The 16965-nt window shown below is 64.7% G+C and carries 15 protein-coding genes; 13 read left to right on the top strand and 2 right to left on the bottom strand.

Going from position 1 to position 16965, the window contains the following annotated elements; genetic code table 11:
• Positions 1–20 precede the first annotated feature (20 nt).
• Positions 21–2606, bottom strand: coding sequence for a [protein-PII] uridylyltransferase (locus ACFPAH_RS03435; RefSeq protein WP_379740657.1), 2586 nt, complete (start codon positions 2604–2606; stop codon positions 21–23).
• A gap of 8 nt (positions 2607–2614) precedes the next feature.
• Positions 2615–3454: a type I methionyl aminopeptidase gene (gene map / locus ACFPAH_RS03440; RefSeq protein ID WP_379740660.1), complete on the bottom strand. Its 840-nt coding sequence runs from the start codon at positions 3452–3454 to the stop codon at positions 2615–2617.
• Between the two features lie 352 nt (positions 3455–3806).
• Between map and rpsB the strand changes: the two genes are divergently transcribed.
• The 13 genes from rpsB to lpxA all read left to right on the top strand — a co-directional run bounded on the left by rpsB (position 3807) and on the right by lpxA (position 16961).
• Positions 3807–4556 carry a 30S ribosomal protein S2 gene (gene rpsB / locus ACFPAH_RS03445; RefSeq protein ID WP_379740663.1) on the top strand — a complete coding sequence of 250 codons (750 nt, stop codon included), beginning with the start codon at positions 3807–3809 and terminating at the stop codon, positions 4554–4556.
• 169 nt (positions 4557–4725) lie between these two features.
• Entirely contained in the window at positions 4726–5634 is a 909-nt protein-coding gene (gene tsf / locus ACFPAH_RS03450; protein WP_379740666.1) for a translation elongation factor Ts, read from the top strand.
• Positions 5635–5967: 333 nt separating this feature from the next.
• Positions 5968–6684 carry a UMP kinase gene (gene pyrH / locus ACFPAH_RS03455; RefSeq protein WP_379740669.1) on the top strand — a complete coding sequence of 239 codons (717 nt, stop codon included), beginning with the start codon at positions 5968–5970 and terminating at the stop codon, positions 6682–6684.
• Positions 6685–6732: 48 nt separating this feature from the next.
• Positions 6733–7293, top strand: a complete 561-nt coding sequence (gene frr, locus ACFPAH_RS03460) for a ribosome recycling factor (RefSeq protein WP_379740672.1) — start codon at positions 6733–6735, stop codon at positions 7291–7293.
• 135 nt (positions 7294–7428) lie between these two features.
• Entirely contained in the window at positions 7429–8181 is a 753-nt protein-coding gene (gene uppS / locus ACFPAH_RS03465) for a polyprenyl diphosphate synthase (protein WP_379740675.1), read from the top strand.
• The gene (locus ACFPAH_RS03470) at positions 8181–9014 is read left to right on the top strand and encodes a phosphatidate cytidylyltransferase (RefSeq protein WP_379740678.1); all 834 of its coding nucleotides are present in this window, start codon (positions 8181–8183) and stop codon (positions 9012–9014) included. Before uppS ends, ACFPAH_RS03470 begins: the two co-directional genes overlap by 1 nt.
• Before the next feature lie 13 nt (positions 9015–9027).
• Complete coding sequence (gene ispC, locus ACFPAH_RS03475) at positions 9028–10203, top strand: 1-deoxy-D-xylulose-5-phosphate reductoisomerase (protein WP_379740680.1); 1176 nt, start codon at positions 9028–9030, stop codon at positions 10201–10203.
• A 42-nt stretch (positions 10204–10245) separates the two neighbouring features.
• Positions 10246–11583 (top strand): RIP metalloprotease RseP, encoded by a 1338-nt coding sequence (gene rseP / locus ACFPAH_RS03480; RefSeq protein WP_379740683.1) that lies wholly within the window; start codon positions 10246–10248, stop codon positions 11581–11583.
• Between the two features lie 65 nt (positions 11584–11648).
• On the top strand, positions 11649–13997 hold the full coding sequence (gene bamA, locus ACFPAH_RS03485; RefSeq protein WP_379740686.1) for an outer membrane protein assembly factor BamA: 2349 nt from the start codon (positions 11649–11651) through the stop codon (positions 13995–13997).
• 49 nt (positions 13998–14046) lie between these two features.
• Positions 14047–14574: an OmpH family outer membrane protein gene (locus ACFPAH_RS03490; protein WP_379740688.1), complete on the top strand. Its 528-nt coding sequence runs from the start codon at positions 14047–14049 to the stop codon at positions 14572–14574.
• A gap of 4 nt (positions 14575–14578) precedes the next feature.
• Complete coding sequence (gene lpxD, locus ACFPAH_RS03495) at positions 14579–15661, top strand: UDP-3-O-(3-hydroxymyristoyl)glucosamine N-acyltransferase (protein ID WP_379740690.1); 1083 nt, start codon at positions 14579–14581, stop codon at positions 15659–15661.
• Positions 15658–16173: a 3-hydroxyacyl-ACP dehydratase FabZ gene (gene fabZ / locus ACFPAH_RS03500; RefSeq protein ID WP_379740692.1), complete on the top strand. Its 516-nt coding sequence runs from the start codon at positions 15658–15660 to the stop codon at positions 16171–16173. The genes lpxD and fabZ overlap by 4 nt, the downstream gene beginning before the upstream one ends.
• Entirely contained in the window at positions 16173–16961 is a 789-nt protein-coding gene (lpxA, locus tag ACFPAH_RS03505) for an acyl-ACP--UDP-N-acetylglucosamine O-acyltransferase (protein WP_379740694.1), read from the top strand. The genes fabZ and lpxA overlap by 1 nt, the downstream gene beginning before the upstream one ends.
• Positions 16962–16965: the final 4 nt, after the last annotated feature.

Below are 16965 nucleotides of genomic sequence, written 5' to 3' on the forward strand. Positions count from 1 at the left end.
ATCGAAGTGAAGCTGATTGGTCAGATCGCCAGCGCGTCGAGCAGCTCGGTTTCGAGCTGGACCAGCACGCGCGGATTGTTCAGGCTGCTGCCGTCGACGAGGAACACGTCCTCGACGCGCTCGCCCAGGGTCATGATCTTGGCCGTGTGCACATTGATGCGGTAGCGGGCGAGCACGCTGGCGATCGCATACAGCAGGCCGGTACGGTCGTTGGCGGCAATCGAGAGCAGGTAGTGCTGGCCGCGCTCGTCGGGACGCAGTTCGACGCTGGGCGCGACCGGGAAGTGGCGCGACAGGCGCGACAGGCGCGCGCGCGGAGTTGGCGATAGCGGCGGCAGCGGCGCCTGCTCCTCCAGCAGCCGGGAGAGCTCGTGCTCGATCAGGCTGATGATGTCGCGGTAGTGCCTGGCGAAGTTTTCCTCGGTGACGAGGAAGCTGTCGAGGGCGTAGCCGTCGCGCGTGGTGTGGATCTTGGCGTCGAGGATGCTGAAGTTCTTGCGGTCGAAATAGCTGCAGATGCGCGCGAACAGGTCCGGCTGGTCCTTCACGTAGACGGCCACCTGCAAGCCTTCGCCGATCGGCGCCAGGCGCGCCTTGACCACCGGTTTCTCGCTTTTCAGCTTGTCGTGCAGGAATCGGGTCTGCCAGGCGATGTCGGAAGCGTCGTGACGCAGGAAATACACCACGTCGAGCTGGTCCCAGAGCGCCTCGTGCGCGTTCGCCGGCAGCCCGAACAGGCGCAGCGTGGCGAGGGCTTCCTGCTGGCGCATGCGCAGCTCGCGGTCGGCCGAATGCGGCTCGCCGCCGAGCACGCGCAGGGTGATCCGGTACAGGTCCTCCAGCAGCTTCGCCTTCCAGGCATTCCACACCTTGGGGCTGGTGCCGCGGATGTCCGCGACCGTCAGCAGGTAGAGGGCGGTCAGGTGGCGCTCGTCCTTGACGAGGGCGGCGAATCCTTCGATCACGTCCGGGTCGGACAGGTCCTGCTTCTGCGCGACCTGCGACATCGTCAGGTGCTGCTCCACCAGGAACACCACCAGCTCCGTGTCCGCGTCGTTGATGCCGTGATCGCGGCAGAATTCGAGGGCGTCCTCTTTCCCGAGCAGCGAATGGTCGCCGCCGCGGCCCTTGGCGATATCGTGGAACAGGGCGGCCACGTACAGCAGCCAGCGGTCGCGGAAATTGGCGATCAGCTGGCTGCAGAACGGGTATTCGTGCGCGTGCTCGCTCATCGTGAAGCGGCGCAGGTTGCGCACCACCATCATGATGTGCTGGTCCACCGTGTAGACGTGGAACAGGTCGTGCTGCATCTGGCCGACGATGCGCCGGAAGTTGGGCAGGTAACGCCCCAGGATGCCCATGTCGTTCATGCGGCGCAGCGCGTGCACCAGGCCCACCGGCGCCTTCAGGATGCGCAGGAAGTGGGCACGGTTGACCGGGTCCGTCCGGTAGGCCTCGTCGATCAGGTTGCGCGCGTGCCAGAGCGCGCGCGTGGTGCGCGCGGTCATGCCCTTGATCTCGGGGCGCTCGGTCATCGCCACGAAGATCTCGAGCAGCGCGCTCGGGGTGGTCTCGAAGGTGTCGTCGCGGGCGATGTCGATGAAGCCGTTGACCTCGTTGAAGCAGGCGTTGATCGGCACCGGCACCGAGGGCTGGGGGAACAGCAGCGCTTCGATGTTCTGCAGCAGGATCGTATTCAACTGGGTCACCGTCTTGGCGGCCCAGTAGTAGCGCTGCATCAGGTATTCCGAGGCGCGGCGCGCGCCTTCGCCGGGCGCGTCGCTGGTCAGGCCGAAGGTCTCGGCAATCGCCGTCTGCACGTCGAACAGCAGGCGGTCTTCGCGCCGCCCGGTGTACAGGTGCAGGCGCACCCGGATGTCCTTGAAGGCGCGCTCCTTCTCCATCAGCTGGCGCGCTTCCTCATGGGTGATCAGTTCGCGCGTGGCGAACTGGCCCCAGGTATTGGCCAGGCCGGCGGCCTTGGCCACCCACAGGATCACCTGCAGGTCGCGCAGCGCGCCCGGGCTTTCCTTGCAGTTCGGCTCCAGCGCAAAGGCCGTGTATTCGTACTTCGCATGGCGCAGGCGCATCTCGGCGGTCTTGGCCTGGAAGAAGGCGCGCGGGTCGAGGGCTTCCTGGTAGCGCTGCTGCAGCTGGTCGAACAGGGCGGCGTCGCCCGACACGAGGCGCGCTTCGAGCAGGCTGGTTTGCACCGTGATGTCGGCGGCCGACTCGCTCATGCACTCGTCGACCGTGCGGATGCTGTGCCCGATCTCGAGGCCGAGGTCCCACAGCAGCTGCACCAGCGATTCGAGCTTGGCCTGGGTAATGGCGTCGGGCGGGGCGCCAAGCAGGATCAGGAGGTCGACGTCGGAGTGCGGGAACAGTTCGCCGCGGCCGTAGCCGCCGACCCCGACCAGGGCCGTATGGGCGGGCAGGCGCGCGGCAGCCCAGGCCTCGCCCAGGATGTCGTCGACGCACTGGCGCAGCCCGCGCAGCAGCTTTTCGGGCTTGCCGTCCTCGCGGAAGGCGTGGAACAGGGCCTGGCGCTCGGTTTTGAGCCGGGCTTTCAGTTCCGGGCGGGCCTGGTCGAGGAGGGCGGACACGGCGGATCTCAGGCCTGGACGGCTTCTTTCTGGGCGGAGGACGCCGTCGTGATGAAGGCGGGCGGCGGCGGCGTGCCGGCGGAGGTCGTCAGCACTTCGTAGCCGGTTTCCGTCACCAGGATCATGTGTTCCCACTGGGCCGACAGGCTGCGGTCCTTGGTCTTGATGGTCCAGCCGTCCGGCATTTCCTTGATTTCGCGGCGGCCTGCGTTGATCATCGGCTCGATCGTGAAGATCATGCCCGGTTCCAGCTTGTCGAGCGTGCCCGGCTTGCCATAGTGCAGAACCTGCGGCTCTTCATGGAAGACGCGGCCGATGCCGTGGCCGCAGAACTCGCGCACCACGCTGTAGCCGTTTTTCTCGGCGTGCTGCTGGATCGCGTACCCGATGTCGCCCAGGTGCGCACCCGGCTTGACTTTCGAGATGCCGAGCCACATGCACTCGTAGGTGACTTCGGTCAGGCGCTTGGCCAGGATCGAGGGCTCGCCGATGAAGAACATGCGGCTGTTGTCGCCGTGGAAGCCATCCTTGGTGATGATGGTGACGTCGATGTTCATCACGTCGCCGTTTTTCAGTACCTTGTCGCCCGGAATGCCGTGGCAGATCACGTCGTTGAGCGAGGTGCAGACCGCCTTCGGGAAGGGCGGGTAGCCCGGGGGCGCATAGTTCAGCGGTGCCGGCGTGGTGCCTTGGACATTGATCATGTATTCGTGGCACAGGCGGTCGAGTTCGCCGGTGGTGACGCCGGCCTTCACGAAGGGCGTGATGTAGTCGAGCACTTCGGCGCCGAGGCGGCCGGCCAGGCGCATGCCTTCGATTTCTTCCGGGGTTTTGATGGAGATGGACATAGTGGCTTCGGTAAAAGTTGTGCGCGCCGGGCTGTGAAGCCCCCGCAATCATTCCCTGCATTATAAAGGATAGACAAGGCCGTTGCCCGGCCCGGAAGGGGAGGCTGCCTTCGTAGCGCGGGCAGGACAAGGGAAACCCTTACGCGGATTGCGAACGGGGCACTTGAAAGACGGGCGAAATCCCGCTAGAATCTCGGGTTGCTTGGGCTGAGGTCCAGCAATGTTGCTTGATTGGCTACTTGGTTGGCTGTTTGGGCAAACACCTTTTATTGAAACAAAATCGCGAAATCGGCCTCAAAGGGTGCCCTCGAGGTGACTGGCCGATATTCAAGACTTAACCCTGGAGAATTACATGTCCGTTACTATGCGTGAAATGCTGGAAGCCGGTATCCACTTCGGCCACCAGACCCGTTTCTGGAACCCAAAGATGGCACCGTTCATCTTCGGTCATCGCAACAAGATCCACATCATCAACCTGGAAAAGACCATGGCGATGTACCAGGATGCGATGAAGACCATCAAGCAGATCTCGGCCAACCGCGGCACCATCCTGATGGTCGGCACCAAGCGCCAGGCGCGCGACATCATCGCCGCTGAAGCCCAGCGCGCTGGTGTTCCTTACGTCGACCAGCGCTGGCTGGGCGGCATGCTGACCAACTTCAAGACGATCAAGACCTCGATCAAGCGCCTGAAGGACATGGAAGCGCAAGTCGAAGACGGTTCGGTCGAGAAGCTGTCGAAGAAAGAAGCGCTGATGTTCTCGCGCGAAATGGAAAAGCTGAAGAAGTCGATCGGCGGCATCAAGGACCTGGGCGGCATTCCTGACGCGATCTTCGTCGTCGACGTCGGCTACCACAAGGGCACCATCACCGAAGCCGGCAAGCTGGGCATCCCGGTCATCGGCATCGTCGATACCAACCACTCGCCAGATGGCGTGACCCACGTGATCCCAGGCAACGACGACTCGTCGAAGGCGATCACCCTGTACGCACGCGGCGTGGCCGATGCGATCCTGGAAGGCCGTGCCAACGCCACCAACGAAGTCGTTGAGATGGTCAAGGCCGGCGGCGACGACTTCGTCGAAGTCTCCGAGCAGGCTTAAGTCTTAAAAGGCGGATCGTGCGGCGTGCTGCGCGGTCCACAGAAGGGGGTGCCGAGCCATTGCTGAGCACCCCTTTTTTTAAGCAAAGAATTTCATTAATTACATCCAAGAATATTGAGTGGGCGTCATGCGTGCGTCCACACCGATGAATCACATTTAGGAGAAGAACATGGCAGCAATTACTGCAGCGATGGTGGGCGAACTGCGCGCGAAGACCGATGCGCCTATGATGGAATGCAAGAAGGCCCTGACCGAAGCCGAAGGCGACATGGGTCGTGCCGAAGAGATCCTGCGCGTCAAGCTGGGCGGCAAGGCATCGAAAGCGTCGGCACGCGTGACCGCCGAAGGCGTGGTCGCCAGCTACATCGCCGGCAACGTCGGCGCGCTGGTCGAAATCAACAGCGAAACCGACTTCGTCGCCAAGAACGACGACTTCCTGGCCATGGCCAACCTGGCAGCCAAGCTGGTCGCCGAGCACAACCCTGCCGACGTCGCCGCCCTGGCGGCCCTGGACGCCGGCGGCCAGACCTTCGACGAACTGCGTTCGGCCCTGATCGGTAAAATCGGTGAAAATATGACCGTGCGCCGCTTCCAGCGCTTCGAAACCACCGGCAAGCTGGCTGCCTACCTGCACGGCACCCGTATCGGCGTCATGGTCGACTACGAAGGCGCGGACGAGCAGGTCGGCAAGGACATCGCGATGCACATCGCCGCGATGAAGCCGGTCGCCCTGTCGGCCGAAGGCGTGCCAGCCGAACTGATCGAGAAAGAGCGTTCGGTCGCCCAGCTGAAGGCGCAGGAAGACGCGGACGCAGCCGCTGCCGCAGGCAAGCCGGCCCAGTCGCCGGAAATCCTGGCCAAGCGCCTCGAAGGTTCGGTCCAGAAGTACCTGAAAGAAGTGTCGCTGCTGAACCAGACCTTCGTGAAGAACGACAAGCAGTCGATCGAGCAGATGCTGAAAGCGACCAACACCACGGTGAAGGCATTCACGATGTACGTCGTGGGTGAAGGCATCGAGAAGAAAGTCGACGACTTCGCAGCAGAAGTTGCAGCACAGATGGCTGCTAACAAGCAGTAATGTGAAAGCGGGCCGAGAGGCCCGTTTTTTTAACCTGACGGTTTACGCCGTCGTAGGGTGGGCACTTGTGCCCACGCGTAACGCGCGCACGGTGACTGCGTCTCCGCGTTCTGTTGCGCCGCTAGCGTGACGCAGGCTTCACGCGTGGACTCGGGAGTCCACCCTACGACCGCGGGCGTTCATCGGTGAACGCGCGCGCCAGGCGATGCGCCGCGGTCCTTTCGGCCCGTGCGCGCTGTTTCGCCCGCCATCTGTACATTGTTGCAGATGAGGCCAAGGTGCAGACCGTGGCCGGACCCGAATTTGAAACAATACATAGGAGAGCGCTTCATCATGACAAAACCAGCCTACAAACGAGTCCTCCTTAAACTGTCTGGCGAAGCGCTGATGGGTGACGACCAGTTCGGCATCAATCGCGCCACCATCGATCGCATGGTCGCCGACGTCGCGGAAGTGGCCAAGGCGGGTGTCGAGGTGGCGGTCGTGATCGGCGGCGGCAACATCTTCCGTGGCGTCGCGCCGGGTGCGCAAGGGATGGACCGCGCCACCGCCGACTACATGGGCATGCTGGCCACCGTCATGAACGCGCTGGCCCTGGCCGACGCCATGCGCCACGTCGGCATCACCGCGCGCGTCATGTCGGCCATCGGCATCGAGCAGGTGGTCGAGCCTTACGTGCGCCCGAAAGCCCTGCAGTACCTGGAAGAGGGCAAGGTCGTCGTCTTCGCCGCCGGCACCGGCAATCCGTTCTTTACCACCGATACCGCCGCCGCGCTGCGCGGTTCGGAAATCTCGGCAGAGATCGTCCTGAAGGCCACCAAGGTCGATGGCGTATATACTGCCGATCCAAAGAAGGACGCCAACGCGACCCGCTACGAGTCGATCTCGTTCGACGAGGCAATCTCGAAGCAATTGCAGGTGATGGACGCCACCGCGTTCGCCCTGTGCCGCGACCAGAAGCTGCCGATCAAGGTGTTCTCGATCGTCAAGCCGGGCGCCCTGATGCGGGTGATCATGGGCGAAGACGAAGGCACCCTGGTCCACGTCTGAGCGCCCCTACCGTCATCCACACCGAATATCCAATAACAGGAGAGCAGCATGTCCTTAGCTGACGTGAAAAAGAATGCGCAAGAGCGCATGAACAAGTCGATCGAAACCTTGCGCGCCGACCTCGCCAAGGTCCGCACCGGCCGTGCCCACACCGGCATCCTCGACCACATCACGGTCGACTACTACGGTTCGCCGACGCCGCTGGCCGGCGTGGCCAACCTGACCCTGATCGACGCCCGTACCATCGGCGTGCAGCCTTACGAAAAGAAGATGCTGAGCACCATCGAGAAGGCGATCCGCGATGCCGACCTCGGCCTGAACCCGTCGACCTTCGGTGAACTGGTGCGCGTCCCGACCCCGCCGCTGACCGAAGAGCGCCGCAAGGAGATGGTCAAGCTGGTCAAGTCGGAAGCCGAAGACGCGAAGATTGCCGTGCGCAACATCCGCCGCGACGCCAACGAGCAGCTGAAAAAGATGGTCAAGGACAAGACCGCGTCGGAAGACGACGAGCGCCGCGCCTCGGATGACATCCAGAAGCTGACCGACAAATTCGTCGCCGACATCGACAAGATGGTCGCGGAAAAGGAAAAAGAAGTCCTGACCGTGTAATATGCTGGCGCGCCCAGCCTGAATGGGCGCGCCGCAAGCACGACAATGTGTGCAGCACCCGAAACAGCCTGCGCGCTCCGGCCGCGGGCAGTTCCGTTTTTTTGATTCGGTATTCGCCGTCATGGCAATGGATTTATGATCTTCAAGAGTTCGACGACTGCAGTTCCCGATGTGCCGGCCGTCCCGCGCCACATCGCCGTCATCATGGACGGCAATGGCCGCTGGGCGACCAAGCGCCTGCTGCCGCGCGTGGCGGGCCATGTGAAGGGCGTCGAAGCCGTGCGCGGAGTGGTCGAGGCCTGCGTGCTGCGCGGGGTGGAGTACCTGACCCTGTTCGCGTTTTCGTCGGAAAACTGGCGCCGCCCCGAAGACGAGGTGTCGCTGCTGATGCGCCTGTTCGTGACCGCGCTCGAGCGCGAAGTCTCGAAAATGCACGCCAATAACATCCGGCTGAAGGTGGTCGGCGACCTGTCGCGCTTCGACGCCAAGCTGCGCGAGATGATCGCCAGCGCCGAGCGCCGCACCGCCGGCAATACGCGCCTGACCGTCACCGTCTGCGCCAACTATGGCGGACGCTGGGACATCATGCAGGCGACCAGCAAGATGGTGGCCGCCAATCCCGGCGTGCTCGAATTCACCGAAGAGATGCTGGCGGAGCACCTGGCGATGGCGTATGCGCCCGAGCCGGACCTGTTCATCCGCACCGGCGGGGAAGAGCGCATCTCGAACTTCCTGTTGTGGCAGCTCGCGTATTCGGAGCTGTACTTCACCGACACTTACTGGCCCGACTTCTCGGTCGAGTCGCTGGACGCGGCGATCGCGTCTTACCAGAGCCGCGAGCGCCGTTTCGGGCGCACCGGCGAACAAGTAGCCAAGAAAAAAACCTGATGCTGAAGACCCGGATCATCACCGCGCTCGTGCTGCTGGCAGTCCTGCTGCCGGTCCTGTATTCCAACAACTACACGGCCTTCGCGGTGGTGGCCACTGCCTTCTTCGGGGCGGCGGTGTGGGAGACCTTCCGCCTGTTCAACCCCAAGTCGGGCAAGGCGACCCTGGTCGCCCTGTTCTGGACGGCGGCCTTCGCCTGGACCTTTTTCGTCGCCGATACCGGCAGCAGCCGCAGCTTCTGGTTCGTGATCGCGGTCCTGGTCTGGGTGCTGCGCTTCGTGCCCTCCCTGAAGATCGGCCTGCCGCCCCTCGACAGCGGCGCCAACACGCTGCTCAGCCTGACCTATGCGGTGTCGCTGGTAGGCTGCTTCGCCGCCATCGTCACCCTCTACGCTTATTCGCCGCTCTACCTGCTGTCGGTGCTCGCCATCGTCTGGTGCGCCGACATCTTCGCCTACTTCTCGGGCAAGGCCTTCGGCAAGCGCAAGCTGGCGCCCTCGATCTCGCCCGGCAAGTCCTGGGAAGGCGCGATCGGCGGCTGCATCGCCGTGCTGGCGGTCGCCACGCTGGTGGTTGCCCTGGCCGGCGACACGCTGGCCGACACTTTCCCCGTGCGCGTGCAGGCCAGCCTCGGCTGGGCCGCCACGTACCTGACCCTGATCCTGATCGTCGCCGCCAGTGTCGTCGGCGACCTGTTCGAATCCCAGCTCAAGCGCCGCGCCGGCATGAAAGACAGCAGCAACCTGCTGCCGGGCCACGGCGGGGTGCTCGACCGGATCGACGCCCTGGTGCCGGTACTGCCGCTGGCGGCACTGATCGGCGCCTGGCTGTAAGGAGTTTTTCAAAATGCAACGCATCACCATCCTGGGCGCCACCGGCTCGATCGGCGTCTCGACGCTCGACGTGCTCGCGCGTCATCCCGAGCAATACCAGGTGTACGCGCTCTCCGCGCACAGCCGTGTCGAGGAGCTGGCCGCGCAATGCCGCCGCTTCCTGCCTGCGCGCGCCGTGGTCGGCACGCCTGAAGCCGCCGCCGAACTCTCGCGCCTGCTGGCCGGACTGGCGGTCGATGTCGCGTATGGCGAAGCGGCCCTGTGCGAGATCGCTTCCAGCCCTGACACCGACACCGTGATGGCCGCCATCGTCGGCGCCGCCGGCCTCGCGCCGACGCTGGCCGCGGCCAGGGCCGGCAAGAAGATCCTGCTGGCGAACAAGGAAGCGCTGGTGATGTCCGGCCAGCTGTTCATGGACGCCGTGCGCCAGCACAATGCCACGCTGCTGCCGATCGACAGCGAGCACAACGCCATCTTCCAGTCGCTGCCCGGTCACTATGCGCGCGACCCTGCCACGGCCGGCGTCGCGAAGATCCTGTTGACCGCTTCCGGCGGCCCCTTCCTGGCGCGCGCCGTCGAGACCCTGGAAGACGTGACCCCCGAAGAGGCCTGCAAGCATCCGAACTGGTCGATGGGGCGCAAGATCTCGGTCGACTCGGCGACCATGATGAACAAGGGCCTGGAAGTGATCGAGGCGCACTGGCTGTTCGGCGCGCCGGCCGACCTGATCGAAGTCGTGATCCATCCGCAAAGCGTGATCCATTCGATGGTGTCGTATGTCGACGGTTCGGTGCTGGCCCAGCTCGGCAACCCCGACATGCGCACCCCGATCGCGCACGCGCTGGCCTACCCGGAGCGCATCGCTTCCGGCGTCGCCCAGCTCGACCTGACGGCCATGGGCGCGCTGCAATTCCACAAGCCCGACTACGCCCGCTTCCCCTGCCTGGCGCTCGCCTTCGACGCGCTGCGCGCGGGCGGCACCGCGCCGGCGCTGCTGAATGCCGCCAACGAGATCGCGGTCGAAGCCTTCCTCGAACGGCGCATCGGCTTTCGCGACATCGACCGCGTGCTGCGCCGCGTGATGGACGAGAACGCCCATGGCGCTGCCGGCGACATCGACGCCGTGATGGCGCAGGATGCGCAGGCAAGAAGCGCCGCGCGCCGGCTCGTTGCCGGTTTGACTCGCTAAATGCCGCGCCAGGCGCTGCGCTAACCGCTCCCGGGACACACCATGAGTTTCCTCTACACCGCCGTGGCCTTCCTGCTTGCGCTGGGGCCGCTGATCGTCTTCCACGAGCTCGGCCACTACTGGGTGGCGCGCACCTGCGGCGTCAAGGTGCTGCGCTTCTCGCTCGGCATGGGCAAGGTCGTCTGGTCGCGCCGTTTCGGCCCCGACCAGACCGAATGGGCGGTCTCGGCGCTGCCGCTGGGCGGCTACGTCCAGATGCTCGACAGCCGCGACCCGCAGACCGCGCCCAAGGACGAGCGCGAGGCCGCGCGCGACTTCACGCGCCAGAGCGTCTGGAAGCGGATCGCCATCGTCGCCGCCGGCCCGGCCGCCAACTTCCTGCTGGCCATCGTGCTGTTCGCGGCGCTGTTCGTCCACGGCACCGAGGAGCCGGCGACCAAGCTGCGCCCGATGGCGGAGAACACCCCGGCGTATGTCGCCGGCCTGCGCGGCGGCGACAGCATCGTCGCCGTCAACGGCGAGCCGGTCGTCTCCTGGGGCGACCTGCGCTGGCAGGTGATCGGCCTGTCGGTCGACAAGCGTGAAGCCCACTTCAACGTGCGCGCGGCCGACGGCAGCAGCTATGCCGCCACCATCCCGCAAACCGCGATGGCGCTGACCGACCCGGAGAAGGACGTCATGGCCGCGCTCGGCCTCGACGTCTGGATCGGCATGCCGGTGGTCGACAAGACGGTCGACGGCGGCGCCGGCGCGCGCGCCGGCCTGCGTCCGGGCGATGTGATCCTCGGCGCAGACGGCAAGCCCTTCGCGCACGCCGCCGACTTCGTGCAGGCGGTGCGCGCCGCGCCGGGGCGCACCCTGCAGCTGCAGGTGCGCCGCGGCAGCGAGACGATGGTCCTGCCGCTCACCCCGGCGCTCGATGCGAAAGGGCAGGGCATCGCCGCCGTGCAGCTGGCGCCGGCGCTCGAGCGCGTCACCGTGCAGTCGGGCCCGCTGGAGGCCGTGCAGAAGGGCGCGCGCCGCACCTGGGACATGACGGCGCTGACCTTCAAGATGATCGGCAAGATCGTCACCGGGCAAGCCTCGCTCAAGAACATCACCGGCCCGATCGCCATCGCCGACTACGCCGGACAGACCGCGCGCCTGGGCCTGGCGACCTTTTTGGGCTTCATCGCGGTCGTCAGCGTGAGCCTGGGTGTAATGAATCTGTTACCAATACCCGTGCTCGATGGTGGCCATTTGCTGTATTATTCGCTGGAAGTTTTGACCGGGCGCCCCCTGCCCGAGCGGATCACCGCATTCGCACAGCGTGCGGGGGTGGCCCTGCTGTTCATGCTGATGGCGCTCGCCCTCTTCAATGACCTGTCGCAGCGGCTGTAGAACGACGCAACCGCGCGGCACCGGCAAAAAAATAATGTAAGTTGTCCAATGACTGACCTTAGCCAATGAAATCACAACAAGATCGTTTTGCCCTGCCGTTTGTTCGCCGCAGCCTGATCGGCGCGGCTGTGCTGGCCCTGTGCGCCGGCCCTGCGCTTGCCGTCACTCCGTTCGTCGTCAAGGACATCCGGATCGAAGGCATCCAGCGTACCGAGGCAGGCACCGTGTTCAGCTACCTGCCGGTGCGTGTGGGCGAGACCTTCAACGACGACAAGAGCGTCGCGGCGATCAAGGCGCTGTATGCCACCGGCTTCTTCAAGGACATCCGCCTCGAAGAAGAGAACGGCGTGCTGGTGGTGCTGGTCGAGGAACGCCCGGCAATCGCCTCGGTCGATTTCACCGGCACCAAGGAATTCGAGAAGGACATGCTGATCAAGGCCCTGCGCGACATCGGCGTGGGCGAGACCAAGATCTACGACAAGTCCGCGGTCGACCGCGCCGAGCAGGAACTGAAACGCCAGTACCTGTCGCACGGCCTGTACGGCGTGAAGATCACGACCACGATCACCCCGATCGAGCGTAACCGCGTCAACGTGATGTTCAACGTCGACGAAGGCGACGTCGCGCGCATCAAGGGCATCAACATCGTCGGCAACAAGGCCTTCTCGGACAAGCAGCTGCGCGACGTGCTGCAGCTGTCGACCTCGGGCTGGATGACCTGGTATTCGAAGGCCGACCAGTACTCGAAGACCAAGCTGACCGGCGACCTGGAGGCGATCAAGTCGTTCTACCTGGACCGCGGCTACCTCGAGGCGAACGTCGAATCGACCCAGGTGTCGATCACGCCGGACAAGAAGGACATCTACCTCACGATCAACATCACCGAAGGCGAGAAGTACACCGTCTCGAGCGTCGCGCTGGAAGGCGAGACCTTCGGGCGCGAGGAAGAACTGCGCCAGCTGATCCTGCTCGAGCCGGGCAAGCCGTATTCGGGCGCCCTGCAGGAAGCGACCAACAAGCGCATCGCCAACCGCCTGGCCACCTTCGGCTACGCCTTTGCCAACGTCAACGCCAACCCGGAAATCAACCGCGAGAAGCGCGAAGTCGCCTTCACCTTCATCGTCGATCCGGGCAAGCGCGCCTACGTCCGTCACATTAACATCGCCGGCAACACGGTCACCCGCGACGAAGTCATCCGCCGCGAGTTCCGCCAGTTCGAAGGCGCCTGGTACGACGCCAACCGCGTCAAGCTCTCGCGCGACCGCGTCGACCGCCTCGGCTACTTCAAGGAAGTCAAGGTCGACACGCCGGAGTCGCCGGGCACCGGCGACCAGGTCGACGTCAACCTGACGGTCGAGGAAAAACCGACCGGTAACTTCATGATCGGCGGCTCGTTCTCGCAGGCCGAAAAGTTCACCTTCACGGCATCGATCCAGCAGGCCAACTTCGCCGGCAGCGGCCAGACCGTCGGCGTCGACCTGAATACCTCGAAGTACAGCCGCACGCTGGCGTTCTCGAACACCAATCCGTACTTCACCGAGGACGGCGTCTCGCGCGCCTTCCAGCTCTACCTGCGCACGACCCGTCCGCCGCTGTCGAACATCGGTTCGTACACGGTGCGCCAGACCGGCGGCAACATGACCTTCGGCGTGCCGTTCTCGGAAAACGATACCGTCTATTTCGGCGCCGGCCTGGAACGCACCACGCTCACCACCGACGAGACCAGCCCGACCCTGTACCGCCAGTTCGTGGCGCAGAATGGCGGCCCGAGCGAGCCGGGCCCGAATTTCGGCGTCGGCACCGCGAAGAGCCTGGCGATCCCGCTGACCGTGGCCTGGGGCCGCGACAGCCGCGACAGCGCGCTGACCCCGAGCATCGGCCGCTACCAGCGCGCCAACTTCGAAATCGATGCCATCGGCGATTCGAAATACTTCCGCATGGTCTACGAGCACCAGTGGTACCGCCCGCTCACGACCTGGATGACGCTGGCCCTGCGCGGCGAGTTCGATTACGGCAAGGGCATCGGCGGCGACTCCTACCCGGTCTTCAAGAACTTCTATGCCGGCGGCATCGGCTCGGTGCGCGGCTACGAGAGCTCGACGCTGGGCGTGGTCGACCCGGTCTATGGCGATGCCATCGGCGGCTCGAAGCGCGTGATCGGCAACGCCGAGTTGCAGTTCCCGTTCCCGGGCAGCAAGGACCGCAGCCTGCGCTGGTTCACCTTCGTCGACGGCGGCCAGGTGTACCAGGAGAAGTCGAAGATCTTCCTGGGCGAGCTGCGCTACTCGGCCGGTATCGGCCTGTCGTGGATTTCCCCGGTCGGACCGCTGCGCCTGAGTTATGCTAAGCCCTTGAACGCGAAACCCGGCGACCAGCTCGAGCGCTTCCAGTTCCAGATGGGCACGGGCTTCTGACGGGCGCCTGCCGGCGCCGACCCCGCAGCACCTTTTTACTCGGAGAATTATGTTGAAAAATCTGATAGCCTCGCTGCCGCGCAGTTTGCCACATGCGTTGTTGCTGGCGGCCCTCTGTGCCGGCGCGCTGCCTGCCATGGCCCAGACGACGGGCCGCATCGGCTTCGTGTTCACCGAGCGCCTGATGACCGAATCGAAGATGGCCAAGGCCGCCGACGCCAAGATCCAGGCCGAATTCTCGAAGCGCCAGAAGACGACCGAGGAGATGGTGGCCAAGTTCAAGCAGATGAGCGAGAAGTTCGACGCCGACGCGCCGCGCCTGAACGACGTCGAGCGCACCCGCCGCGCACGCGAACTGTTCGACATGGAAAAAGACGTGCAGCGCATGAACCGCGAGTTCACCGAAGACCTGATGCAGCGCAAGGGCGAGGAACGCGCCGCCATCGCCCAGAAGGCCTTCAAGATCATCGAACAGATCGCCGAGCAGGAAAAGCTCGACGTCGTGCTGCAGGAAGCGGCCTGGTCGAGCCCGCGCATCGACATTACCGACAAGATCCTGAAACTGCTGGACAAGTAATATTTTGGAATCACGCGAAATCAACCACAAGGGCGTGCGCCTGGGTGACCTGGTCGAGCGTTTCGGCGGCCAGCTGGCCGGCAACCCCGACCTCATCGTCGCCTCGATCGCACCGCTCGACAGCGCCGGCCCGAACCAGATCAGCTTCCTCTCCAACAGCAAGCTTCGCGCGCTGGCGGCCCAGAGCGAAGCGGCTGCCCTGATCCTGTCGCCGCTGGACAATACCTCGGTCAGCGCCACCTACGCGGGCGCGCGCATCGTCACCACCAACCCCTACGCCTATTTCGCCCGCGCCGCGCAGTACTTCGTGTCGCTCGAAGAAGAAGCCCCAAGCCCCGGCATCCACCCGAGCGCGGTCGTCGACCCGTCGGCCCAGGTCGACCCGTCGGCCCACATCGGCCCGCACGTGACGGTCGAAGCGGGCGCCGTGGTGAAAGCCGGCGCCGTCATCGACCACGGCTGCTTCATCGGCCGCGACAGCGTGGTGGGCGAGGGCACGCGCTTTTTTGCCAACGTCACCTTCCACCGCCAGTGCGTCATCGGCGCGCGCGGCATCGTCCACTCGGGCGCCGTGATCGGCGGCGACGGCTTCGGCTTCGCCAGCGACGCGGGCGTCTACATCAAGATCCCGCAGACCGGGCGCGTCCTGATCGGCGACGACGTCGATATCGGCTCGAACACCTCGATCGACCGCGGCGCGCTGGCCGATACCGTGATCGAAGACGGCGTCAAGCTCGACAACCAGATCCAGATCGGCCACAACTGCCACATCGGCAAGCATACGGCGATGGCCGGCTGCGTCGGCGTGGCCGGCAGCGCGAAGATCGGCAGCCGCTGCACTTTCGGCGGCGCGGCGATGGTGCTGGGCCACCTCGAGATCGCCGACAACGTGCACATCTCGTCGGGCAGCATGGTCTCGCGCTCGGTGCTCGAACCTGGCCAGTACACGGGCTTTTACCCATTGGCGAAGAATGCCGAATGGGAGAAGTCGGCGGCCATCGTGCGCAACCTGAACACCATGCGCGACAAGATCCGTGCGCTGGAAAAGACAATCAGAACGATTACCCAAGAGAATAAAGAAGAATGAGCACTCCAGAAAAACGTAGCCTCTGCATCAACGAGATCAAGGAATACCTGCCGCACCGCTATCCGCTGCTGCTGGTCGACCGTGTGCTGGACGTCGAAGTCGGCAAGCGCATCACCGCCATCAAGAACGTGACCGTCAACGAGGAATTCTTCAACGGCCACTTCCCGCACAAGCCGGTCATGCCGGGCGTGCTGATGATCGAAGCGATGGCCCAGACCGCCGCCATCCTGTCCTTCATGACGATGGACGTGAAGCCGGACGAGAATTCGGTCGTGTATTTCGTCGGCATCGACAACGCGCGCTTCAAGCGTCCGGTCGAGCCGGGCGACCAGTTGGTGATGGACGTCGAGATCCTGCGCGTGGCGCGCGGCATCTGGAAGTACAAGGCCGTGGCCAGCGTCGACGGCAAGGTCGCCGTCGAGGGCGAACTGATGTGCACCATCCGCGCCAACGAGAAGGCGGCCGACGCTCCCGCACCAGCGGCGGCAGCGGTTCCTGGAGCGGGGCAGTAATGAGCAAGATTCACCAGAGTGCGATCGTCGACCCGAAGGCGGAGCTGGACAGCTCGGTCGAGGTCGGCCCGTACTCGATCATCGGCCCCAACGTGCGCATCGGCGCCGGCACCGTCGTCGGCCCCCATGTCGTCATCGAGGGCCACACGACGATCGGCGAGAACAACAAGTTCTTCCAGTTCTGCTCGATCGGCGCCGCGCCCCAGGACAAGAAGTGGAAAGGCGAGCCGACCCGCCTCGAAATCGGCAACGACAACACCGTGCGCGAGTTCGTCACCTTCAACCTGGGCACGGCCCAGGACGAAGGCGTCACCCGCCTGGGCAACGACAACTGGATTTCGGCCTACGTGCACCTGGCGCACGACTGCCAGGTGGGCAGCCACACGATCTTCTCGAACAACGCCCAGCTGGCCGGCCACGTCCACGTGGGCGATCACGCGATCCTGTCCGGCTACGCCGGCGTGCACCAGTTCTGCAAGATCGGGGCCCATGCCTTCATCGGCATGTACACCAGCCTGACCCAGGACGTGCCGCCCTTCGTCCTCGTCTCGGGCAACCCGGCCGGCGCGCGCGGCGTGAACATCGAGGGCCTGAAACGCCGCGGCTTCACGCGCGCGCAGATCGACGGCATCCGCGCAGCCTACAAGCACATCTACCGCTCGAACCTGACGCTGGAAGAGGCGAAAGCGGCGCTCGCGCAGCTTGAACAGGACATGCCGGAAGCGGCGGCCGATGTGCGCGCGATGCGCGACTTCCTGGGCGCAGCCAGCCGTGGCATCGTGCGCTGACGAC

This window comes from Massilia sp. GCM10023247, assembly GCF_042653325.1.
Lineage (GTDB): Bacteria > Pseudomonadota > Gammaproteobacteria > Burkholderiales > Burkholderiaceae_D > Telluria.

What these genes read in the sequence shown, in the direction of transcription:
- pyrH (WP_379740669.1), top strand. Translation starts at nt 5,968, where the DNA reads ATGACAAAACCAGCCTACAAACGAGTCCTCCTTAAACTGTCTGGCGAA.
- map (WP_379740660.1), bottom strand. Translation starts at nt 3,454, where the DNA reads ATGTCCATCTCCATCAAAACCCCGGAAGAAATCGAAGGCATGCGCCTG.
- rseP (WP_379740683.1), top strand. Translation starts at nt 10,246, where the DNA reads ATGAGTTTCCTCTACACCGCCGTGGCCTTCCTGCTTGCGCTGGGGCCG.
- ispC (WP_379740680.1), top strand. Translation starts at nt 9,028, where the DNA reads ATGCAACGCATCACCATCCTGGGCGCCACCGGCTCGATCGGCGTCTCG.
- ACFPAH_RS03490 (WP_379740688.1), top strand. Translation starts at nt 14,047, where the DNA reads ATGTTGAAAAATCTGATAGCCTCGCTGCCGCGCAGTTTGCCACATGCG.
- ACFPAH_RS03470 (WP_379740678.1), top strand. Translation starts at nt 8,181, where the DNA reads ATGCTGAAGACCCGGATCATCACCGCGCTCGTGCTGCTGGCAGTCCTG.
- tsf (WP_379740666.1), top strand. Translation starts at nt 4,726, where the DNA reads ATGGCAGCAATTACTGCAGCGATGGTGGGCGAACTGCGCGCGAAGACC.
- rpsB (WP_379740663.1), top strand. Translation starts at nt 3,807, where the DNA reads ATGTCCGTTACTATGCGTGAAATGCTGGAAGCCGGTATCCACTTCGGC.
- fabZ (WP_379740692.1), top strand. Translation starts at nt 15,658, where the DNA reads ATGAGCACTCCAGAAAAACGTAGCCTCTGCATCAACGAGATCAAGGAA.
- lpxA (WP_379740694.1), top strand. Translation starts at nt 16,173, where the DNA reads ATGAGCAAGATTCACCAGAGTGCGATCGTCGACCCGAAGGCGGAGCTG.
- bamA (WP_379740686.1), top strand. Translation starts at nt 11,649, where the DNA reads ATGAAATCACAACAAGATCGTTTTGCCCTGCCGTTTGTTCGCCGCAGC.
- uppS (WP_379740675.1), top strand. Translation starts at nt 7,429, where the DNA reads ATGATCTTCAAGAGTTCGACGACTGCAGTTCCCGATGTGCCGGCCGTC.
- frr (WP_379740672.1), top strand. Translation starts at nt 6,733, where the DNA reads ATGTCCTTAGCTGACGTGAAAAAGAATGCGCAAGAGCGCATGAACAAG.